Genomic DNA, 23693 nt, shown 5'->3' with positions numbered 1-23693 from the left:
CGGTTTGTGGGACATTTGCACTCCGGTAGAAAGATGAATCATCGCCCCGCAAAGGGGAAAATTGGAGCGTCCGTTCCGGTATCGGTGCTTTTCAGCCGCTTGGCGCCGCCCCTATAATCGGACTCATGGAACGCATCATCAATTAGGGGGGATTCCTATTAGGCAGTCCAATCTTCAGCAGGCCGTTCGCATATCCAAAGGAAGCGCGTTCCAGTCCTTCCTCCGTCATGTGAAAAGAAGCCGCTACATGTACATCATTTTTTTTCTTCCGCTTACTTATTACATCCTGTTTCATTATTGGCCCATGTACGGCATCATCATTGCATTCAAGGATTACAACATTGTGAAGGGCATCACGGGAAGTCCTTGGATCGGAACCGTCCACTTTCAAAAGTTCCTCCAGGACCCTTACTTCTGGAAGCTCGTCCGTAACACGCTGCTTATCAACGTATACGAGCTGTTCTGGGCGTTTCCGGCGCCGATCATACTGGCGCTGCTGCTTAACGAGCTGAAGCATGCGAGGCTGAAGAAGTTTGTGCAAAGCGTCAGCTATTTGCCGCATTTTATATCGACTGTCGTCGTGTGCGGGATGATCGTCAATTTCCTGACGACGGACGGCTTGATCAACCAGCTGGTCGTCTGGCTCGGAGGGCAGCCGATCCAGTTTCTGATGCAGCCGGAATATTTCCGGACGATCTTTATATCGTCGGGCATTTGGCAGAGTATCGGATGGGGCTCGATCATTTATTTGGCGGCGCTGACCGGCGTGGACGAAGAGCTGTACGATGCAGCCAAGATGGACGGGGCGAACCGCTGGAAGCAGCTGCTGCACATTACGCTGCCGGGAATAGCGCCTACCATTTCCATTATGCTCATTCTGAACGTCGGCAGGCTGATGAACATCGGCTATGAAAAAATTATTTTGCTGTACAACGGCTCGACCTACGAAACGGCGGACGTAATCTCAACCTATGTCTACCGGAGAGGCTTGCTCGGCGCGGACTTCAGCTACGCGACGGCGGTCGAGCTGTTCCAGGCCGTGATCGGTTTGGTCCTGCTCGTATGGGCCAACCGCATGTCCAAAAAAATTAACGATACCGGGCTTTGGTAACGGGAGGCGGCCATGAACAAGCATACTTCATTCGGATCCAGATTGTTCGACAGCGTAAACATCCTACTCCTGCTCTTGCTTGTTTTTATTACATTGTATCCGATGTATTACATCTTTATCGTATCGATCAGTGACGGCAATCTGGTGACACGGGGTGTCATCAAGTTTTTCCCGAGGGACATTACGCTCGACGCATACCAAATCGTCCTTAACAATCCGGCGATCTGGAAGGCGTACGGCAATACGCTGTTGTACACCGCGCTCGGGACGACGATCAACATCATTATGTCCGCGCTTTGCGCGTATCCTCTTTCCCGGCGGGATCTGTACGGACGCAACATGTTTATCTTGATGGTCGCACTAACCATGTTTATCAACGGTGGGTTGATTCCTCTGTATCTGGTCGTCCAGAAGCTCGGGTTGATCGACACCATGTGGGCGCTTCTGCTGCCTCCGGCCATCAATACGTTCAATATGATTATTATGAAAACGTACTTCGAGGGCATTCCGGTTGCGCTGCAGGAATCGGCTTATTTGGACGGGGCCAATGAAATTCAGGTGCTGTACAAAATCATTCTGCCGCTGTCGCTGCCGGTGATGGCGACCATGGTGCTGTTCTATGCTGTGCATCATTGGAACAGCTTCTTCCCGGCGCTGATCTATCTGAACGACAGCAGCAAGTTTCCGGTGCAGGTGCTGCTGCGCAATATTGTTATCGCTGGAGAATTCGCCGATCAGACGTCGGTCATCGGAAGCTCTACGTCGGGCTTCCGGGTCGTGGCGACGAACTATAAATTCGCAGTCATCATTATTACCGTGCTTCCGATTCTTATCGTTTACCCGTTCCTGCAAAAGTATTTTGTCAAAGGCGCTATGGTCGGAGCACTGAAAGGGTAAGAAGGCATACGCGAGAGGGGGAATGCTTGGCAAAGAAAGTAGGCTTCATGTCAGTCAAAGAACATACACACCAATAGGGAGGTTCTTGTATGGATAAAAAATGGACAAAATGCATATCCGTATCGTTAGTAACCATCATGATGTCGGGCAGTATCATCGCATGCTCCGAGGGCAACAACGGTTCGTCCGGCAATGCCGGCAACACCCCGCAGAACGGTGGGACTCCTGCCGCAAGCGGTAAAATCTCGGAGAAGGAGCGCGAGGTCGTCGTCACGTTCCCGGAGCATCCCAACCAGCCGGTCAAAAACATGGCGTTCGTGCAGCAGGAAATATTGAAGCAGACGAACATCAAACTGAAATTTGAAACGGTGCCGAACAGCAACTACAGCGACAAGAAAAAAGTGCTGCTCGCCACCAACAACCTGCCGGATATTATTCAAATCGATATGGCTGACGTCAACAATTTCGGATCGGTCGGCGTGTTTCTTCCGCTAAAGCAGTATATGGATAAAGGACTGATGCCGAACTTCAAAAAGTTCTGGGATCAGTACCCTGACATCCACAAGATGACGGCGGAGGGAGAGCTGTACGGCTTTCCGGCTATCGGGCGCAACGAGCTGAAAAACGGCTTCGGTCCGATTATTCGCGTGGATCTGCTGCAGAAGCACAATTTGCCGATCCCCAAAACGGCTGATGAGCTCTTAAACGTATTGGCTGAGCTGAAGAAGCTGTACCCCGATTCGACACCGTGGTCGGTGCGGAAAGGCAGCGGCCCGATCCACCAGCTGTTCAAAACGATGGCGTACCCGCTCGGCTCCGGGGTTGGCGGCGGTAACGGCATTTATTTTGACAAGGATGTCAAAGGCGGAAGCTACGTCTTCGGACCGGCAACGCCGGAATTTAAGGAAGTGCTAGCTTATTTCAACAAGGCATATACGATGGGTGTTCTCGATAGAGACTACGCGGTTGCGACACAGCAGCAATGGACGGAAAAGCTGACCAGCGGCAAATCGTTCTTCTTCTGGGATAACAGCGGCTTCTCGATGGATTATACGAGCCAGCTGAAGAAAGCGGTTCCGGACGGAAAATTCCAAATCATTCCGATCCCCACGAACAAAACCGGCAAAGCGAGAGCGGAATTTTATGCAACTACGATTACGGATAAAATGTTCGCCATCAGCTCGAAGGCGAAGGACCCGGAAACACTCATCAAGCTGCTCGATTGGATGTATTCGGAGAAGGCGTCCAACCTGATGAGCTACGGAATCGAAGGCGTCCACCACACGCTGGATGAGAAAGGGCAGCCGAAGCTGAAGGCCGATTATGTCTCCAAGTTCAAGGATGGACAGCCGACCCCGTTCTACGCGATGTATTCGGATTTGGGCTCGGGCAAGCTGAGCTTTACGCCATGGTTCGCCAATATGGATCCGCAGGTGCAGGCGGAGAAGCTGCTCGGCAGCTGGAGTCCGCTGCATGAGGAATATTGGAAGATCATTGCAGACGACAAAGCGTACCACGATCCGTATATGGATCCGCCGCTTACGAAGGAGGAGTCGACCCGCGTGAAGGAGCTGCTCGTCTCGCTCAATACGATGCTGGAGCAGGAGTACGACAAGTTTATTATGGGCGTCAAGAAGATCGACGAATACGACGCGATTATGAAGAAAGCCCGCGATTCCGGTGCGAACGAGATCGAGAAAATTTATAACACGGCACTGGCGCGCGTGAAAAAATAACATGGTGAACCGTGAAAGCGGCGTCCGGCATGTCGTCCTTCCCTGAGGACGGCGAGACGGCGTCGCCTTCGCTACAGCAGGCTTATAGGGAGGATATGAATGAAAACAACTGTGAATACGATAAACAAGGGCGTATGGCCCACGATGATTACGCCCTTCACCGATTCGAACGAAGTCGATTACACTGCCCTGGAGCAGCTGGTCGAGTGGTACATTCGGCAGGGGGTGGACGGATTGTTCGCCGTATGCCAGTCGAGCGAAATGTTCTTCCTGACGCTGGAGGAGCGCAGATCGATCGCCCGTTTCGTGGTGGAAAAGGCGAAAGGCCGCGTCCAGGTCATCGCTTCGGGCCATGTTTCGGACTCGATCACAGACCAGATTACGGAGCTGCAGGCGATGGCTTCCACCGGCGTGCAGGCCGTTGTGCTTGTCAGTAACCGGCTTGCCTCGGCGGAGGAATCCGACGACGTCTGGAAGGCGAATGCGGAGAAGCTGCTGCAGGCGGTGCCGGACGTTCCGTTCGGCATTTACGAATGCCCATACCCGTACAAACGGCTGATCTCGCCCGAGCTGCTGGGCTGGTGCGCGGATACGGGCCGGTTTCTGTTCCTGAAGGATACCTGCTGCCATACGGAGCAGATCGGGCTCAAGCTGAATGCTGTAAGAACCAGCCACTTGAATATTTACAACGCCAATACGGCCACTTTGCTGGAGACCCTAAAGCTCGGCGTACAAGGGTACAGCGGCATTATGGCCAATTTTCACCCGGATTTATATGTCAGGCTGATTGAATTACAAGATCGTTTACCTGAAGCGGCGGAGCGGCTGCAAAGTTTTCTCGGCTTATCGTCGGTGATTGAAAATCAGCTGTACCCGGTGAATGCCAAATACTATTTGCAATTGGAAGGCTTGCCGGTCGGGCTTCATACGCGGACCAAGGACAGTACGAAGCTGACCTATTCGAACCGCCGGGAAGTGGAGCAGCTGTACGCCTTGACGCAGCAGTATCGCGAGCAATATGAGAGCCTACGAAAGGGGAGTGTGTGAACGATGAAGCTGAAAAGTAAGCTGAAGCAATTTTTATTCGAGGAGGAGCGTCCGTTTCATAATTGCCATGCGTCAACGGTCGTTGCTTTGCCGAACGGCGATCTGCTGGTCGCCTACTTTGCCGGTTCTCTTGAGGGGGAGCCGGATGTCGCCATCTGGTGCTCAAAGCGGACCGACGGCGTCTGGTCGGCTCCCTACAAGGTGGCTGACGAGGAAGGGCTCGTGCATTGGAATCCGGTATTGTTCCGCAGTTGCGAAGGCCGGATTGTTCTGCACTATAAGGTCGGGAAGCCGATTGCAGATTGGTATACTCGAGTCATCGTCTCGGACGATGACGGGGAAACGTGGAGCGAGCCGGCTGAGCTTGTACCGGGAGATCGGGTCGGGGGCCGCGGTCCGGTGAAGAACAAGCTGATCGAGCTGCACGACGGTACATGGCTGGCACCGGCTTCGCTGGAGAGGGGCGGTTGGAGCGTCTTCGCCGATTTGTCTTACGATCAGGGGGCGACCTGGACGATGAGCGAGCCGGCCCCGATCGTGCGGAGCACGGACGAAGTGCCGACAGAGGTCAAGGCGAAGCATATGGTTCGGGGTGCAGGGCTGATTCAGCCGACCGCGTGGGAATCGGAGCCCGGCCAGGTGCATATGCTGATGCGCAGCACGTCCGGATTTATTTATCGCAGCGATTCGAACGATTCCGGGCGCACCTGGTCGACCTGCTACAAGACGTATCTGCCGAACAATAACAGCGGCATCGATTTGGCGAAGACGGATGACGGCACGCTCGTTCTCGCCTACAACCCGGTCGGCATGTACAAGGGACCTCGTATGCCGCTAATGCTCAGCTTCTCGACAGACAACGGAGAAACGTGGGAGGAGCTGCTGGCGCTGGAAGGCGAGTATACGACGTATAAGCTGCCGATTGAGCCGGGCGAATTTTCGTACCCCGCGGTGATCGCGGACGGCAACCGGATCTATGTGACGTACACATGGAAACGTCAACGGATCGTCTGCTGGAGTCTGGAGCTGGAAGCCTAATTCCATGGAAGGAGGAGACGACAGCGTGACGGATTGGAAACGGGTAAAGGAACAGTTCCGGGAGCCTGCGATCACCCTAAGATCCGTGCCTTTCTGGGCTTGGAACGACGAATTGGAGCGGGAGGAGCTGGTTCGGCAAATAGCCGATATGCATGAGAAAGGAATGGGCGGATTTTTCATGCATTCGCGCGATGGTCTGGAGACGCCTTATTTGGGCGAGGCGTGGATGGATTCTGTCCGTACGGCCGTGGAGCAGGCCGGACAGCTCGGCATGAAGGCGTGGCTGTACGACGAAGACCGCTGGCCGTCGGGAACGGCGGGCGGCAGCGTGCCGGCTAGAGGCGATGCCTTCCGCTCCAAGGGGCTGACCCTCGAGGTAGCCACGGGGGAATATGAGAACGACGGTCGTATCGCGGCGGTATTCCGCGCCGTTATCGACGGCCTGGAGTTGATTCGCTGCGAGCGTGTACCTGACAGCGAGCGAAAGACGGGCGTAGGCAGGTTAAAGGAAGGCGAGGTCTTTCTTATCTTCCGGATCGAGGTGTCGGCCGCAAGCGAATGGTTTAATGACGAGTCTCCCCCCGACAACTTAAATCCAGATACGATTCGGGCTTTTATCGAATCGACGTACGAGGTGTATAAAGCGGAATTCTGCGAGCATTTCGGGAACACGATCGCCGGGGTGTTTACCGACGAGCCGAGCGTGCACGACCGCAATTCGCGGTATACGCCGGGACGCGGCTGGATTCCGTGGACGTATTCGTTCCCGGACTATTTTGCCGGCAAACGCGGATACGATCCGCTCGATACCGTGCCTTACCTGTTTTTTGACGGGGAGCTGTCCCCGGCGGCCCGGCATGATTACTGGCGGACGGTTTCGGATCAGTTTTGCGACGCCTACTCCCGGCAGCTCGGAGAATGGTGCGAGGAGAATGGACTCGCTTTTACCGGCCACTATTTATGGGAAAGCGCTCTTGGTGTCGCTACGCGAGTAGCCGGCTCGATTATGCCGCATTACCGGTATCAGCATGTGCCCGGCATCGATATGCTGTGTGAGCAGACGGATGAGCAGCTTACCGTGAAGCAATGTACTAGCGTAGCGAATCAATACGGCCGTCCCTATGTCATCTCCGAAACGTACGGCTGCGCGGGCTGGGAGTTTACCTTCGAGGGACAGAAGTGGATGGGCGACTGGCAATATGTGCTCGGAGTCAACTTGCGCAGCCAGCATTTGACAATGTATTCAATCAAGGGCTGCCGCAAGCGGGATTATCCGCCCTTCTTCGGTTACCAGACGAGCTGGTGGAAATATAACCGGCTGATCGAAGACTACTTTGCCCGCATCGCGGCTGTTACGACAGAAGGCCGACCGGTGCGTGACATTCTTGTGCTGCATCCGGCTTCGACCGCCTGGTCGCTGCTTGGAACGAATCCTTATGGGAGCGCAGCCAGGGGTAAGGACAGGAATATTCCCGAGATCGACGCATATGGCTATTCGTTTAATTCCTTTTTGCGGACTCTGCTCGGCTCGCATTACGATTTCGACCTGGGCGACGAAACGATCATGGCCGAAGCGGGAGATGTCCGGGACGGTAAGCTTTATGTACAGCTGGCAAGCTACGAAACGGTGGTCGTGCCGCCGATCCGTACGATGCTGCGCAGCACGTTCGAGCTGCTGCATCGGTTTGCGGAAGCGGGCGGCCGCATCGTACTGATGACGCCGTGGGCAATGATGCTGGAAGGAAGGGCGGTATCGGCGGAGGAGCTGAGCCGGCTTTACGATCATCCCCGTGTGACCGCCGTAGAACGAGCGGAGGCGGTTGTGCGCGAGCTGGAGCGAATTATGCCCCGTACGGTCAGCATTCGCAGCAGATATGGGTCGGAGCAGCCGGAGCTGTTTGCTTTATTGAAGGATGCCGATGATTTTCATTCCATGTTTATCGTCAACAACGACCGAAAGATGAGCTATGACGTTTGTATTGAGACGGATCGGCTCGGTCGCGTCGAGGAATGGAACCCGCTAACGGGCGAAATCACGGCGGTGAAGGCCGAGAACGTGAACGGCCGGCTCCGATTCTACGCTTGCTTCGGACCGGCGGATTCGAAGCTGTACGTGATCGTGCCGTCGGCGGACTCTGCTGAAGCAGAGGCAGGGGAGCGCCCCGAGACTGCTGCACAGTGGGCGCAGGCGATGGGTACGGGCTGGCCGTCCTTGCCGTCAGTGAAAGGCGATATGCTGTACACGGCATTTGGCCCGTCCTTCCGCTTCAGCCGCACGCAGCCGAACGTGCTGACGCTTGACCGCTGTGCTTACCAGCTAAGTGAAGATGCAGCTGCAGCCGAGCAACCGGGGCAAAAAGACGGCTGGTCGGATGAGATGGACATTTGGCAGGCACAACGTGAGATCCGCGAGAAGCTCGGTATGAGGCAGGTTTATTACAACGGTAGCACTCAGCGTTACAAATGGAGTCATCAACCGCATCCCGGCAACGGTACGACGGCTTCGCTTAAGCTGAGCTTTGAGGTGGCAGCGGTGCCGGAGAGCGGGCTTCAGCTTGTCGTCGAAGACTCGCAGCAATTCCGCATCGTGCTGAACGGCATCGAGCAGTCGAACGAACCGGTCGGATGGTTCGTGGACCGATCCATGGATTGCGTCCGTCTGTCGGGGATCCGCTCCGGCGTCAACGAGCTGGAGCTGTGGTGCAGCTATCATCAGGCAATGGAGTTGGAGGATTGCTATCTAATCGGTGAGTTTGCACTGGACCGCAGCCGCAGCATCATTGCCGAGCCGGACAGCCTGCTTACTGGAGATTGGTGCTTGCAAGGGTACACGCATTATAACGGAAGCATCGTTTATCATGCCGATTTCGATTATCAACCGGAGGAGGGAAGACGGGCGCTGCTTCTGCTCGGCGAGTGGTCGGCAGCGACCGTCGAAATCAGGGTAAACGGTGAAACCGCCGGTCATGTGCCGTGGAAAGCGGCGGACGGCGTCGATCTTACGTCGTATTTGCAGCCTGGCGCCAACCGGCTTGACATCGAGGTGATGGGAAGTCCGCGCAATATGTTCGGGCCCTTCCATGAGGCTGAGGGGCATACGGAGACTACAAGCTGGAGCTCCTTCCGCAAGGAGGGCAGAGGTTACACTTCAGGCTATGTCGTTCAGCCGTACGGACTATTCAGCCAGGTGAAACTGATTGGCCGTATCTGAACTGTATAAATGGGGGGTAAACGGCAAGGTTCCAAATGCTGCTTGGCAGAGGCGGAATTCGGGGAATCACTCGAAGTGCCGCCTGTGCACCGACTGTCGAGCGATTTGAGGGTATCAGGTTTTTCTTATTGGTAACACCTGATACCCAAAATAGGTTACATAATATATATTCTGTTTTGGTCTTTTGCGAGTTATCGTGACGGACATAATTATCGTGCCGTCCCCGGGAATCGGTGGGATCTTCATTCCGAGTTCAAAACGAGATACAGATCGGTTAAGAAGGGACATGAAGTATGGTAATCTAGTTTGACCGCGGTGATTTAGTCAGGTTTCTGGAGGCGATCATAATTTATCCGAGAGGGCAGGAGAATCTGCTCGGGCTGAAGCCCAAAAGGCTGGGGCTTCCATTTATTATATAATGGAAGGCAAACGCATTCATGAACGGCAAACGGTGAGAAGTTCGAAATCAAAATAGATGAAGGAGTACTCGTTGAATTACATTATTGAAAATCTAAGTATTATGTTATAATTAATAAAAAAGCACTTATTCGGAGGGATACACATGATCCCCAAAAAAATCGATCAACAAACAACTATTGCCATTAAATCTATTCTTGAAAAATTAAATATACAACATACTCGGGTATTGTTTGATCTCGAGAAGCAAACGGTAGAAGCCCAAGATGAGGACTACTCCATAGACGACTTACTTGAGGCAGCTGGTACACTTTCTCCTGAAAGGGGCAAGGAGCTCCTTGACCAAGTAAACAGGTCGCGTGAGGAATGGGGTACATGAGTAGGGGATATTTATTAGATACAAATATTGCAATTGCAATACTTATAAACGAAGAAGATGTTATCGAGTTTGCTAAGCAAACCTCCCGAGATAAAACACCAATTTACTTCTCGACAATTACAGTATGTGAAGTTTTTGCCGGGCTTAGGCCGGAAGAACAACTTCGAGCAGAAAAGCTCTTTTCAACGAAAAGATGTTTAGAAGTTTCTTCTGAAGTAGCCAGATTAGCTGGTTCCATCCGCAGGGACCAGAACAGCAAGGGTAGAAAGTTAAAAACTCCAGACGCCCTTATTATCGCGACAGCTAGTGTTCATGAACTTATCTTAGTATCAAGAGATACGGATATGAATTTTATTCAAAATGAACTCGAAATTTCTTTAATTAAAATATAAATGTTTGCTCGAGCCGTAACTTTGATTAGTTAACGGCTTTTTGCTTTGAAACGTATGTGAAAAAAATTACATTACATTTTGTTTACATTACGGAGGAGTTAGATGATTGAACTACAACATCAACTTGAAAAGGCGCTAAAAGAAATAGAAGCCCTTAAGCAAGAAAATCAACTGCTAAAATTACAATTATCAAAATATGGAACACAAGAAGAAAAATCAAAAATATATGAAAATAAGATTGCTGAGACGTCAAACGTTGTTGAAGTTACTCCAAAACCTTCAATTCATCAATATTCCAGTCCTAATGAAAAAATCGAACTATTCCGTTCGCTATTTAGAGGCAGGGACAACGTTTACCCAGTACGATGGATCAATAAGACTGGTAAATGGGGTATTCTCCGGCGTGTCAAAATGAATGGACATTTATTTGTAAGAAACCACAAACAAAGTGCTCCGACTGTGCTCATCAAGCATTTGAACCGGTCACAGATGATATTATTGCTAAACATCTCGATGCAAAAACGAATCGAACGATTGGTGTTTATCCAATGTTACAGGACGAAACATGTTGGTTTCATGCAATGGACTTTGATAAACAAAACTGGAAACATGATGTCTCTGTTGTAATGAAAACCTGTAAGGAATATGGAGTACCTGCCGCTCTTGAAAGATCTCGGTCGGGAAATGGCGGGCATATATGGATCTTTTTTGAAAGTCCCATAGAATCAAGTGTTGCTAGAAAATTGGGTTCTGCCATTTTGACCAGAGCAATGGAGTATCGCTATCAGATCCCATTAGAATCTTACGACAGATTATTTCCCAATCAAGATACACTCCCAAAAGGCGGCTTTGGCAACCTAATTGCTTTACCCCTACAAGGTGCACCTCGCAAAGAGGGGAATAGCGTATTTATTGATGAAAATTTTCAACCATTTGATGATCAGTGGAGTTTCTTAGCTCGTATTAAAAAAATATCCACAAACCAGGCACAAGATATCATTTTTAAGCTTACCAAGGGAGGTTCCACTCTGAGTATCGATTGGAACGAATCGGCACATGGGGAGGAACCGTGGCAAAAAGAAAACACGAATCAGCAAGATATTATTACGGATAATCTACCTTCACAAATCCATGTTACATTAGCCAATATGATCTATATCGAAAAACATGGACTACCCCCTGTTTTTATCAATAGAATTGGACGATTAGCCAACTTTAGAAATCCTGACTTTTATAAAACACAAGCCATGAGGTTACCTACGTACGGAAAGCCCAGGGTTATAGGATGTTCTGAGGATTTTACAAAACATATCGCCATTCCTAGAGGTTGTTATCAAAAATTAATTGATTTATTCAACTCCCATCAGATCGAGGCTATCGTTAAAGACAAACGTAATACTGGCCATTTTGTAGACGTTATTTTTAGTGGAACATTAACAATGTTACAGGATGGAGCCGCTAGAGCTATGCTTTCAACCGATAACGGAATATTATCAGCAACAACGGCAATCGGTAAAACAGTTGTTGCCTCTTCGATTATTGCCTCAAGAAAGGTAAACACGCTGATTTTAGTCCATAGAAGAGAACTTATGGATCAGTGGAGAGAGCGACTTTCTACCTTCTTATCTATTGAAAAGAAGAATATCGGAATCATTGGAGGTGGTAAAGAAAAGAGAACAGGGATCATTGATATTGCTATCATCCAAAGTTTGAACAACAAGGTACTGTGAAAGATTATGTTCAGGAATACGGTCAAGTCATTATAGATGAGTGTCACCACGTATCAGCTTTCAGTTTCGAACAAGTTCTTAAAAAAGTAACTGCTAAATATGTTTTGGGTCTAACGGCAACTCCTGTGCGGCAAGACGGGCATCAACCGATCGTATTTATGCAATGTGGTCCGATTCGAATAAAAATTGATGCTAAAACACAGGGGCAACATCGTGGAATTGATCATAAAGTGATTCCACGCTATACAAATTTTCGTTTACATTCTAATGAAAATATTGGCGGAATCCAAGATATATACCAACTCTTGGTTCAAAGCGAAGAACGTAATAACCAAATTTTTGATGATTTGCTTACAGCTTTGGATCAGGGGAGATCTCCTGTTTTATTAGCAGAACGAACCGCACACGTTGAATATTTTGAGAACCGATTGAAGGGTTTTGCTAAAAATGTCATTGTTCTTCGCGGCGGTATGGGAAAACGGCAGCGTGAAGCTTTGCGGGATAGAATCGCAGCTATACCGGATACGGAAGAACGTGTATTTATAGCGACTGGAAAATTAATAGGAGAGGGATTTGATGATGCACGTTTGGATACGCTGTTTCTAGTTCATCCTATCTCTTGGAAGGGAACCCTTCAACAATATGCTGGTAGACTTCATCGAGCCCACCAAAATAAAACAGATGTTCAAATTTATGATTATGTGGATATACAAGTGCCGATCCTCATGGCAATGTATAAGAAACGAGTAAAAGGATATCAAGCTATGGGCTATCACGGGATGAAGCTTTAAAAGAACGGCAGGCGCTCGCCAGTCTCCGTTCGAACATTCACCCTAAAGATAACGTCTATGCTGTGCGTATAATAAAATTAGTTACATAATCACTATTATGTGACTTTAGTAGGAATCTCTCGAGAGTTTCTTGGGAGATTTTTGTTATATTTTTGGTAGGGAGGGGAATGGATTCAAACTGAAGCGGATATTAGAGACTTTGTAAAGTTCAAACAGGAATGTTTTTATACTAAAAAAAGACACATGAAGAAGATAGTCAATGGTACACCTGACTTTCAAATTAGTTGACATAATATATATTCTGTATTAGACTTTCGCTATTTATCGGTACGGTGACATAATTATCCTGCGTTCCCAGAAGTTATGGGTTGCGTCCATGGAGGTTATTGTTTCCAATTTCTATATCATTAAACCTCTATGGGGTAGCGTATGGGAACCTTTTCGAATTCGCGAATTCTGCAACCGGAGAGAAGTTCGAAACTGTTTATGATGAATATGGAAACAGAAAAGAAATAGCTTTAAATGAATAATCATACGAATGTGCAAACCATTCTTGCAGGTACCAATGGTGAAAGTAAAAGTATGATCAGCAAGTAAATGCGAGAACCCGTTGGAACTGTCATTGACCCGGATGCCATTGCTAAAGAAATGAACCCTTTCAATCCTAGAAAGGTGGATTTGGCAGCTGGAAAAGAGGCTGTAAAGCAATTAGACAGTGTTATTCAATTGTATAGTGATTAAAACGTCCCTGAAACAACAAGGGATTTTTTTGTTTTGTTAAGTCCGGGACTAACGTTTTAGAATAATAACTGTCTTGTTGGCTATAAACATAGCGCATAGCAGAAGACAATCCTTACTCGTTTAACAAATCGAACCATTCGTGTCAGTTTCGTCATATGGCAAAAAGTCTGCGATATTCGCAGGAATAAAAAAACACGACCATCCTAGGATGAAATCGTGTCTATTGTTGGCTCAGGGCACAAAAGTACAGAAAAAAACGCTACTTGGCCTAGCTCAACTGGGTGGAGAAATGGGTGAACGACAAGTGCCGATCCAGAGCCATATTGGCCGCACCAAGTGCACCGCCGATTTCCTTGAACTGGCCGACCTGTACAACGATAGATGCCGACAATTGACCCATGGCCCGTTGCCGCATTACTTTCATCGCGGTCTGCACATAAAGAGGGGAATCCTTCGGAATCGTGCCGCCCAATATGATCGCTTCCGGATTGAGCAGATTGATTACATTCGCCATCGTGACGCCAAGGTAGGTGGCTGCGCCGGTAACGACTTGAACGGCCAGCTCGTCCCCTTGCTCCGCCGCGCGGCAAATGTCCTCGGCGTTCAGCATTTGCAGATCGAAGCCGGGCTGCAGAAGAAGCGAAGAGATTTCGCCCATGCGCAGAAGTCTGCGCGCTTCCAGTTCCATGGCATGAGCGGCGGACATCATTTGCAGACAGCCGTTGTTGCCGCAAGGGCACAAAGGGCCGTCTAGCGCTACGGTCGTATGGCCGATCTCGCCGGCGCCGCCGAGCGCTCCGTGAATGAGCTCCCGATTGACGTAGATACCGGCGCCGATACCTGTATCGATGCCGATGTAAATCATGTGGCGGTAATCTTTGCCGGCGCCGTAGCGGCATTCCGATAAGCCGCGGGCGCGGCTGCGGTTGAGAACGGCCGTCGGCCAGCCGATCGCTTCCTCTAGCATGGCTCCCAGATTGACCTGCTGCCAGCCAAGGACGGCAGAACTGAGCAGGATGCCGTTATGCGTATCGACAATTCCCGGAATACCGATCCCGAGTAGTGGGATCGGGCTTTTTTTTATTTTTTCAATAAAGTTCGGGATTTCGTTGGCTAATGCCTGAACGGCGGCCTCCGGCGTAAGCGGGCTGAAGGAGATTTGTTTCTTCTCCACCGTATTGCCCAGCAGGTCGAATGCGCCGAGGATCCAGTTTTGCTGATTGAGGTCGGCACCCAGAATGATGTGGGAGTGGGGGACAAGCTCCAGGTTGGTCGCCGGCCTACCGCGATTAGACTGGCGGAGCTCGGTTTCCCGCACAAGCCCAAGCTCGATGAGCTCATTAATGGTAACCGAAATCGTAGCCCGGCTTAAGTCGGTCAGCTCAGTCAGTTCGATGCGGGACAATGGTCCAAGAACTCTCAGCATTTGAAGGATGGCCGTTTTGCTTCCTTTTTGATCCCAGACCTTGCGGATATTCTCCATACGTTTCCCTCGCAATTCATTTCGGTCTTTCATATAACATCTCCTTAAACATAACAAAAAAAATCAAACATAGCAATGGGAATAAGGTTAATAATGTACAAATCCAACATATATAATGCTTTGTTGATACTGATTTTAACGTTTACAAATTATTTTAATGGTATTTAGTTTAGTTATTGACATAATTCTCAGGGGTGACGTATGATGAGGAGGAAGGGGAATGAACGATGCGCCGACAAAAGAAAAATCATAACCAGATGGGATGAATGGAGGACGAGGAATGTTTCCTAAACCGCCGATTATACCGCCGCCGGAGCATCCGCGGTTGTTTTTGCGCAAACAGCATTTGCCGGAAATGCGGGACAAGATGACTAGACCCGAGACGAAGCAGGCTTGGGAGCGGCTGATGGAGTACAGCCGATTCGGGATTGAGGAAGCGAATGCCGAGCATTGCCCGGGCGATGTCTACGTTATAGAAGCAAATGCACTGCTGTATTTGTTAAACGAGGACAACGAAGCCGGAATCAAAGCAAAGACATTGGCGTTATCGAGCATTACCAGAGAATTTAATCCGAACTATCAGGATATTTCCAGAGAGATCGGCCGGCTGATGCTGGCGGGGGCAATGGTCTACGATTGGTGCTTCGAGCTGGTTTCGGAGGAAGAGAAGGCGTTCTTGATCCGGCATTTCAAACGTCTGGCCGGACTGCTCGAATGCGGTTATCCTCCTATAAAAGAAGGCGCTTTCGTCGGCCACAGCTGCGAATGGATGCTTCAGCGGGATATGCTCGGCACGGGCATTGCGATATATGACGAGGATCCGGAGATGTACGATTTGTCGGCGGGACGTTTTTTCGACCAGATGGTGCCTGCGCGCAATTTTTTTTATCCATCCGGATGGCATCATCAAGGCGATGGCTACGGCGGTGTTCGTTTTCAGGGGGAGATGTTCCCGACATGGATATTCGACCGCATGGGCTTCGGCAACGTCTACGATCCGTCGCAGCGCGAAGTCGGGTATCAGTGGATTTACACGCGCCGTCCGGACGGCAAGCTGCTGCGCGACGGAGATACAACGCCGGTGATGCTTAAACAGACGAAGTATACGCGGCTTCATTTTATATATTTGATGCTGGGCGGCTATTATAAAGATCCTTACTTTATAGATCAGATGCATAAGGATGAGGGGCGTTTTCAGGATAAAGACGTGCTATTCGCTTTTCTGTTCGCCGATCCGGATGTGGAAGCGAAGCCGCTGGACGAACTGCCGCTGACCCGTTATTTCGGAGCGCCGACAGGTGTCATGGTAACGCGGACAGGTTGGGAGACCGGCATGGATTCCGGCACCGTCGTTGCAGAAATGAAAGTGGGCATGTACCAGTATAACAATCATCAGCATCTGGACGCCGGGGCGTTTCAATTATATTACAAAGGAAATTTGGCCATCGATTCGGGTTCCTACAAAGGCTCGTCGGGCAAATACCATTCGCCGCATAACAAGTACTATTTCAAAAGGACGATTGCGCATAACACGATGCTGGTCTATGACCCTGACGAGCTGCAGCAGTATCCGTACGTGAAGGACGGAGGCCTCGTCTGGCCTAATGTGAATGACGGCGGGCAGCGCTGGCCGAACGAAGGGCGTCCGCCGCTTACGCTGGACGACCTGCTGAACAAAGATTTCAAACGCGGGGAAGTGCTCGCGCATGCTGTCGGTCCGGACCCGATCCAGCCGGATTACTCGTACCTGAAAGGCGATATCACCGCAGCCTATTCGAGCAAAATGAAGCAGTTCCAGCGCTCGTTCCTGTTCCTCAACTTCAAGGATACGGAGCATCCGGCGGCGCTGATCGTGTTCGACCGCGTCGTATCCGCAAACCCGGATTTCAAAAAATATTGGCTGCTCCACAGCATCGAAGAGCCGCAGATCAGCGGCAGCCGGACGGTCATCTCCCGAAGCGAGGACGGCTACAACGGACAGCTCATCAACGATACGCTGCTACCGGAGCCGGGCAATCAGGAGATTGTGAAGGTCGGCGGACCGGGCAAAGAATACTGGGTGTTCGGAACGAACTATGTCAACGATTATCCCGGTACGAAGGAGCAGGGCGAATGGCGCATCGAAGTGAGCCCGCGTGAGGCAGCGGAGCTGGACCTGTTCTTGAACGTGATGCAGGTGAAGGATATAAACAGCGCTGCGGCATTGGATACGGTGAAAGTGGAGACCGAGACGATGGCGGGCGTAAAGCTGCGCGACTGGGTCGTCCTGTTCGGCACTAGCGGAGAGCATTTGCAGGAGCATGCGGTAATCCCTGCGGTATCCGGCCGTCCGGAAGGCGGCGGCTGCGAGTGGAACTACATCGTTACCGATCTTGCAGCGGGTACATGGATCGTAGAATGGCATGAATTCGCACAAGACGCTGCCGGCGCTCAAGGGGGCTCACATGTAAGCACCCATGAAGTGACCAGGGAAAGCGGGCTGCTGCATTGGCAATCGGAGGCGTCGTCCGGTGCGTTCCGGCTAAAGTATAGCGGCTGTGCAGATTAAGCCGAACAATCCAGGGAGGGTTAATGCGATGAGCAGCGGTAAAAGCAATCTGGTCGTCATTATGGCCGATCAGTTGAGGTGGGATGCGCTTGGCGAACATACGCCGAACATTAGCGGCCTAAAGGCGGAGAGCGTCATATTTGATCGCGCTTACTGCGCATCGCCGCTTTGCGTTCCGGCCCGCGGTGCATTCTTTACGGGGAAATATCCGAACGTTACGGGCTCGCTGATCAATCCATGGACGGAGCAGGAGAAGCAGCACGGGATGGTTCGCCCCGAGCACGTGAATCTGTATGAGCTATTGGAGAAGGAATGGGACAGCTGGCATACCGGCAAGCAGCATTTGTTCACTGAGCCGAAACTGGAGCATAGCGAGGACAGCCATACCCACTGGCTGCAGCTGGAGCAGCGCTACGACGCGTTCGTGAAGGCGAGCGGCAAGAAAAAGCCCGGCGGACCGGCGTTCCAAGGTCTCGTCCCCGAGCTTGCGTACGGCAGAATTACCCGAAAGCGCAACTATTCGATTCCGAAAGTAGGCCGGTATGATGAGGCGCTCGACTACTTTTATGACGGCTTTATACTTAACGATTCGCTCGATGCGATTCGGCAGCGGGACCGCAGCAAGCCTTTTGCGCTGAACGCGATGTTCCTTGCGCCACACCCGCCGCTGCACATCCCGGAACCGTGGTATTCGATGATACAGGATGTGATGCTGCCGGACAACGTCGGCGTATGGAGCGATAACCAGTCTCCGCTGCAGCTGTACAACTTGACGGGTATGCTCGGATCGTCTTATACGAAAGAAGAATGGGAGCGGATCTGGAAAGTATATTTGGGTCTTGTCGCACTGCTTGACCATTGTGTAGGACAGCTCATATCGGAGCTGAAGAGTGAGGGTCTTTACGATAATACGCTGATCGTGTTCGCAAGCGATCACGGCGAGATGCTCGGTTCCCACCGGCTGTGGCAAAAAATGTGCATGTACGAGGAATCGGTGAAAACACCGCTGTTCATGAAATTTCCGTCCGGGTTCGAACCGGCGGTGCGTTATTCCGATGAGCTGGTCAGCAGTGTTGATGTGCTGCCGACGCTCTGCGATGCGCTCGGGATCGAAGCGCCTGAAAGCATATCGGGCGTATCACTCATGCCGCTGATTCGCGGGGAACGCGAGCGGGTGGAGCGCGAACGCATATTCATTCAATTCGACGGAAACGGGGCGCGCAGCAATTTCCAGCGGTGTGTGATCGAAGGGGATCACAAGCTGATTGTCGATATTTTCAAGGACGAGATGTTTGTCGAGCTGTATGATCTGGCGGCGGACCCGCAAGAAATGAACAACATCGCTTTCCGCAAGGAAGCAAACGGCGGCCGGATCGAGAGCATGCTGGCGGCTTTGAGAGTGCATATGCGCGCAACGGGCGATCTGCTCGAACTGCCTGAAGATCTGTATGAACGATTTATAGCCGACTTTGGGCCATTTCATGTAAGCACACAACCAACTTAATCAGGGGAGAGTATGAGATGACGGCGGGTGCACGCGAATTATGGATTGACGAGGTATGGGAGAAGGCGATAGCGAAGATCGGACAGATGAGCAAGACGATCGGGGCCGGATTTCCCCACGTTTCGAAGGAAGGCAAGTATGACAGCTTGGAACCGCGCTTTTGGACCTCAGGATTTTGGCCGGGGCTGTTGTGGCTTGCCTACCGGGATACGAAGAACGAAGAGCTGAAGCGGCTGGCCGAAGAATGCGAAGCCCGAATGGACGTGTGCATTGACGAGTACACCTGTCTTCACCATGACATCGGTTTTATGTGGTCCCTTTCCTCGGTGGCGAATTACAAGCTGACCGGCAGCGCCGAGTCGAAGCTGCGGGCTTTGAAGGTCGCCGGATGGCTGGCAGGGCGGTTCAACATCAAGGGCCAATATATTCGGGCATGGAATAACAACAATTGGAAGGCGGACGGCGGCAATGCCGGCTGGGCAATTATCGACTGCACGATGAACCTGAGCCTGCTGTTCTGGGCATCCGCCGAAATCGGCGACCCGCGGTTCAAGCATATCGCTGCGGCGCATGCAAATACAGTGCTGCGCGAGTTTCTTCGCGAGGACGGCTCTTGTTACCACATTGTTACGTTCAATCCGGAAACCGGCGTGCGCGTCGGGGCATTAGGCGGGCAAGGCTTCGCGCCGGGATCCGCATGGGCCAGGGGCACCGCTTGGGCGCTTTACGGTTTGGCGCTTTGCTACCATTACACGAAGGATGACGCTTACTTGCAGGGAAGCAAGAAAGCGGCGCATTTCTTCCTCGCGAACCTGCCTGAGGATCTCGTTCCTTACTGGGATTTCCGTCTGACGACTCTAGAAGGTGCTCCGAGAGATTCGTCGGCGGCGGCCATCGCGGCCAGCGGCATGCTGCTGCTGGCGGAAGTGCTGCCTGAAGAGCAGGGCTGTCTGTATGCCACAGCGGCCAGACAGATCATGAAGTCGCTAGCCGATCATTACGCGGTATGGGATCAGAAGGACGAAGCGATCCTGCTTCACGGCACCGGCCATTATCCGGCAGGCAAAAATATCGATGTCGGATTAATCTACGGCGACTATTACTTCGTCGAAGCGCTCGCGAAGCTGCGCGGCCAGACCGAGTTGTTCTGGTAGAAGAACGAGGCGCCGGGGGAGAAAACATGCGAATACGTAAACGAAAACAAACGATTCTCGTATGGCTTACGCTGCTCTGTACCGCTTTGATGACAGCCTGCACCGGGAGCGGCGACCCCGCCGCGAAGCCGCAGTCGGGAACGTCTGACCCGGCGGCGGTGCAGACCCTACCGCCGTCCCAGGCATTCGCGCCGTATACCGGAGCGCCTCCGAACGCGGACAGCATCATTGACGATCTGCAGAAGATCAATCCGAATCAGAAGCATCCGCGGCTGTTTGCTACGGCCGATACGTTTGCGAAGCTGAAGGACGGGGTGAAAAGCGACCCGCTGCTGCGGAAATGGTACGGCGATTTGAAGAAGACGACCGACAAAACGTTGACGAAGCCCGTCGGCGCATACGAAACTCCCGACGGCCGCAGAATGCTGTCCGCAAGAGACGCCCGGCCGGTTATTGAACAAAATGCGATGATGTACCGGCTGAGTGGAGAGGAGCAATACGCGAAGCGGGCGGTTCAGGAGATGATGGCGCTGGCGGCGTTCCCCGACTGGAACGACAAGAAGGAGTTTCTCAATACCGCAGAAATTACCGCCGGCATGGGAATCGGCTACGATTGGCTGTACGACGTTTTGACGCAAGAGCAAAAAGATACCGTGCGCAAAGCGATGGTGGAAAAAGGGCTGCAAAAAGCGCTCGACGCCCACAACAATAAAGTGTGGTGGAGCGTCAGAACCAATCCGGTCAATAACTGGAGCGCGGTCTGCAACGGCGGGATCATCGTCGGAGCGCTGGCGATCGGAGACGAAGCGCCGGTCAAAGCGCTTGCCGGGGACATCATCATAAAGTCGATGAGGTCCGTGCAAAACATCATTTTGTCACAATGGGGACCGGACGGCGGCTGGAGCGAAGGGCCGGGCTACTGGCGCTACATGATGGAATACACCGTCAGCTACATGGCGGCGCTTCAGACGGCGGTCGGCACGACCTACGGTCATGCGCAGACGCCGAGCCTGAACAAAACGGCATATTTCCCGGTTTATGTCACCGGACCACAAGGGACGTATAACTTTGCCGACAACAGGAGCGGCAAGATGAAAATTCCCGAGCTGTTTTGGCTCGCCAAGGCAATCAACGATCCGAAGCTTGCCGGGCAGCGGATCGCGATGATGGAAGACGCGAATCAGGCCGGAGGCGTCTACGACCTGCTCTGGTACGATCCGAAGTTCCGCGATTCGAACGTAACGCTGCCGACCGACGTTTATTACCGCGGTGCGGAGGTCGTTATAATGCGCAGCAAATGGAATGATCCCACAGCCGTTTTCGCCGGATTCAAGGCCGGCACGGCGATCGACAGCCACTCGCATTCCGATATCGGCTCCTTTGTGTTTCAAGCGAACGGCGAGCAATGGGCGATCGATGTGGGCAGCGATGATTACAATTTGAAGGGCTACTTCGAGTATGACAAGGAGCGCTACACGTTTTACCGGATGAAGCCGGAGGGGCATAATACGCTCGTGATGAATCCGGACGCACGGTTTCAGCAGGATCAGGCATCCATGAACAAGATCGTAAATTATGTATCGACGCAGGCGAAGACATATGCGATCGCCGACATGAAGCCAGCCTACTCCAGGAACGCCGAAGCTGCGAAGCGGGGCGTCATGCTGGCCGATCGCAAACGGCTGATTGTCCAGGATGAGCTTCAGGCGAAGAAGCCGTCGACAGTCTGGTGGTTTATGCACACGAAGGCAGCGGTTCAAATCGCAGAGGAAGGCAAATCCGTGCTGCTGACGCAAAACGGAAAACGGCTGTGGGTGACGATGACGTTCCCGAAGGATGCTCCGCAGAAAGCGTCCTTTCAAGTGATGGAGGCGAAGCCGCTTCCGGAGTCACCGAATCCGGCGGGACAGACGGCAAATAGCGGAATTCGGAAGCTGGCCATTAAGCTGGAAGGCGTAACGGACGTGCGCATGGCTGTGGAGCTGATTCCGCTTGCAGGCGGCGAGGCTGTACCTTCGGCAGGTCAAAGCTACGTGCCGTTGTCCGAATGGAAATAACGGCATAGAGCGAGGTCAGCGCCGGACAGAGAGCCGTTCAAACGATATGACAACCCTTGTACAGCTTTATAAGAAAAGAAATGCATGCAAAGGGAGGCTTCCGATGTTGAAAAAAATCGTAACGATATCGTGTTCGGTCTGTCTGGCGGTTGCTTTGACCGGTTGTACGAAAGACGGGAATAGCGAAGGTCCCGGGATAGCCGCCAATAAGGAGCAGGTGAAGCTGATAGTTTACAGCTACAGCTCGGGCATTCAAGATTCGGAGTTCCAGAAGTTTTTTGTCGAGCCGGTCCACAAGAAATACCCGAATATTTCGATGGAGCTTGTCTCGCGTAACGGTGATATAAATACGCCGGAGCAGGTGATCGCTTCCGGCCAATTGCCGGATTTGATCCTGACGAGCAACGTGTACATCGGCATGTTCAACAAGCTCGGGCTCGGCATGGACTTGAACGATCTGGCGAAGAAGAACAACTTGAGCTTTGACAAGTTCGATCCTGTAGGCATGGCGGCCATCAAGCAGTTCGGGGACAAAGGCGAGGTTTATGCGGTTCCGTTCTCGATGAATTACGGCATGATGGTTTACAACAAAGATATATTCAACAAATTCGGGGTACCGTTTCCTACGGACGGCATGACTTGGGACCAGACGATCCAGCTGGCCAAAAAGGTGACGCGCAAAGAAGACGGCATCCAATATATCGGCGTCGATCCGGACTATCCCGAAAACTTGACGAGACAGTATTCGCTACCATATGTCGATGAGAAGGAAGAAAAGCCGCTCATCAATACGGAGGGCTATAAAACGGCTTTTACCAAGCTGAAGGCGATGTACGAAATTCCCGGTTTTATCGGCGAGAAAAATAAATTCATGTATACGGCGAACGGCTTCTTCAAGGACCGGATCTTGGCGATGTACCCTGTTTGGGGAGACGGCGTCGTCGGCACGCTGGAGGATATGGCGAATCAAGGCAATCCCGTCAACTGGGATATGGTCACGTATCCGAGCTTTGAGGACCGTCCTGGCGTCGGCAAACCGGTCGATTTGCATCTGATGATGCTTTCGCCCAAGAGCAAAAATCAGGAAGCGGCATTCCAGGTCATCTCCACGCTCGTATCCGATGAAGCGCAAATCGCGATGAATAAAACCGGCAGAATGACTTCGCTGAACAATGACGCCGTGAAGAAAACGTATGCTTCGGAGCTGAAGAGCTTCCAAGGCAAGAACATACAGGCTGTTTTCAAGACGAAGCAGGCGCCGATTGTGAAGCCGACCGACTACGATCTTCCGTTTAAGCAGCTGATCCGGGAGGGAGCCAAAGATATGGCGCAAAACAATAAGGATGTCAATACCGTGCTCCGGGAAATTCAGGATAAGGCGGAAAAAACGATGACCGACATGAAGAAGTCGAAATAATCGAAGGCAGAGCCAGACGAATCTACCGTACCTGAAAAGG

The 23693-nt window shown here is 51.7% G+C and carries 16 protein-coding genes and 1 pseudogene; 16 read left to right on the top strand and 1 reads right to left on the bottom strand.

All coding sequences use genetic code 11. The features are described 5' to 3' along the window. Window positions 1-247 precede the first annotated feature (247 nt). The 11 genes and pseudogenes from QMO62_RS05880 to QMO62_RS05830 all read left to right on the top strand — a co-directional run bounded on the left by QMO62_RS05880 (window position 248) and on the right by QMO62_RS05830 (window position 12749). Entirely contained in the window at window positions 248-1111 is an 864-nt protein-coding gene (locus tag QMO62_RS05880) for an ABC transporter permease (RefSeq protein WP_284639333.1), read from the top strand. A 12-nt stretch (window positions 1112-1123) separates the two neighbouring features. Next, window positions 1124-2008 (top strand): carbohydrate ABC transporter permease, encoded by an 885-nt coding sequence (locus QMO62_RS05875; protein WP_284639332.1) that lies wholly within the window; start codon window positions 1124-1126, stop codon window positions 2006-2008. 89 nt (window positions 2009-2097) lie between these two features. Next, complete coding sequence (locus QMO62_RS05870; protein WP_284639330.1) at window positions 2098-3744, top strand: extracellular solute-binding protein; 1647 nt, start codon at window positions 2098-2100, stop codon at window positions 3742-3744. A 99-nt stretch (window positions 3745-3843) separates the two neighbouring features. Beyond that, window positions 3844-4791: a dihydrodipicolinate synthase family protein gene (locus tag QMO62_RS05865; RefSeq protein WP_284639328.1), complete on the top strand. Its 948-nt coding sequence runs from the start codon at window positions 3844-3846 to the stop codon at window positions 4789-4791. A 3-nt stretch (window positions 4792-4794) separates the two neighbouring features. Continuing rightward, entirely contained in the window at window positions 4795-5829 is a 1035-nt protein-coding gene (locus tag QMO62_RS05860; protein ID WP_284639327.1) for a sialidase family protein, read from the top strand. Between the two features lie 25 nt (window positions 5830-5854). After that, entirely contained in the window at window positions 5855-9040 is a 3186-nt protein-coding gene (locus QMO62_RS05855) for a glycosyl hydrolase (RefSeq protein WP_284639325.1), read from the top strand. A gap of 562 nt (window positions 9041-9602) precedes the next feature. Further along, the gene (locus tag QMO62_RS05850) at window positions 9603-9836 is read left to right on the top strand and encodes a hypothetical protein (RefSeq protein ID WP_284639323.1); all 234 of its coding nucleotides are present in this window, start codon (window positions 9603-9605) and stop codon (window positions 9834-9836) included. Then, entirely contained in the window at window positions 9833-10228 is a 396-nt protein-coding gene (locus QMO62_RS05845; RefSeq protein WP_284639322.1) for a type II toxin-antitoxin system VapC family toxin, read from the top strand. The genes QMO62_RS05850 and QMO62_RS05845 overlap by 4 nt, the downstream gene beginning before the upstream one ends. 102 nt (window positions 10229-10330) lie before the next feature. Further along, window positions 10331-11163: pseudogene (locus QMO62_RS33540) on the top strand (TOTE conflict system archaeo-eukaryotic primase domain-containing protein); the annotation flags it as partial. 213 nt (window positions 11164-11376) lie between these two features. Further along, a complete protein-coding gene (locus QMO62_RS33535; protein WP_372516708.1) occupies window positions 11377-11958 on the top strand; it encodes a DEAD/DEAH box helicase family protein in 582 nt (193 codons plus the stop codon). Next, window positions 11955-12749, top strand: a complete 795-nt coding sequence (locus QMO62_RS05830; RefSeq protein WP_284639316.1) for a DEAD/DEAH box helicase — start codon at window positions 11955-11957, stop codon at window positions 12747-12749. The genes QMO62_RS33535 and QMO62_RS05830 overlap by 4 nt, the downstream gene beginning before the upstream one ends. A gap of 1009 nt (window positions 12750-13758) precedes the next feature. On the opposite strand, the gene QMO62_RS05825 is transcribed toward QMO62_RS05830, so the two are convergent. Further along, a complete protein-coding gene (locus tag QMO62_RS05825; RefSeq protein WP_284639315.1) occupies window positions 13759-15006 on the bottom strand; it encodes an ROK family transcriptional regulator in 1248 nt (415 codons plus the stop codon). 247 nt (window positions 15007-15253) lie between these two features. Here QMO62_RS05825 and hepB point away from each other — a divergent pair, with 247 nt between their 5' ends. From hepB to QMO62_RS05800, 5 genes are all read left to right on the top strand, one after another. Next, entirely contained in the window at window positions 15254-17521 is a 2268-nt protein-coding gene (gene hepB, locus QMO62_RS05820; RefSeq protein ID WP_284639313.1) for a heparin/heparin-sulfate lyase HepB, read from the top strand. 28 nt (window positions 17522-17549) lie between these two features. Then, window positions 17550-19025, top strand: a complete 1476-nt coding sequence (locus tag QMO62_RS05815) for a sulfatase family protein (protein WP_284639312.1) — start codon at window positions 17550-17552, stop codon at window positions 19023-19025. A gap of 17 nt (window positions 19026-19042) precedes the next feature. Then, window positions 19043-20179 carry a glycoside hydrolase family 88 protein gene (locus tag QMO62_RS05810; protein ID WP_284639310.1) on the top strand — a complete coding sequence of 379 codons (1137 nt, stop codon included), beginning with the start codon at window positions 19043-19045 and terminating at the stop codon, window positions 20177-20179. Between the two features lie 26 nt (window positions 20180-20205). Beyond that, window positions 20206-22236: a heparinase II/III domain-containing protein gene (locus QMO62_RS05805; RefSeq protein ID WP_284639308.1), complete on the top strand. Its 2031-nt coding sequence runs from the start codon at window positions 20206-20208 to the stop codon at window positions 22234-22236. A gap of 103 nt (window positions 22237-22339) precedes the next feature. Next, window positions 22340-23653, top strand: coding sequence for an ABC transporter substrate-binding protein (locus QMO62_RS05800; RefSeq protein ID WP_284639306.1), 1314 nt, complete (start codon window positions 22340-22342; stop codon window positions 23651-23653). The last annotated feature ends 40 nt before the right edge of the window (window positions 23654-23693 follow it).

Source organism: Paenibacillus silviterrae, from assembly GCF_030167925.1.
Lineage (GTDB): Bacteria > Bacillota > Bacilli > Paenibacillales > NBRC-103111 > Paenibacillus_G > Paenibacillus_G silviterrae.
This window is presented reverse-complemented; position numbering and strand designations above follow the sequence as displayed.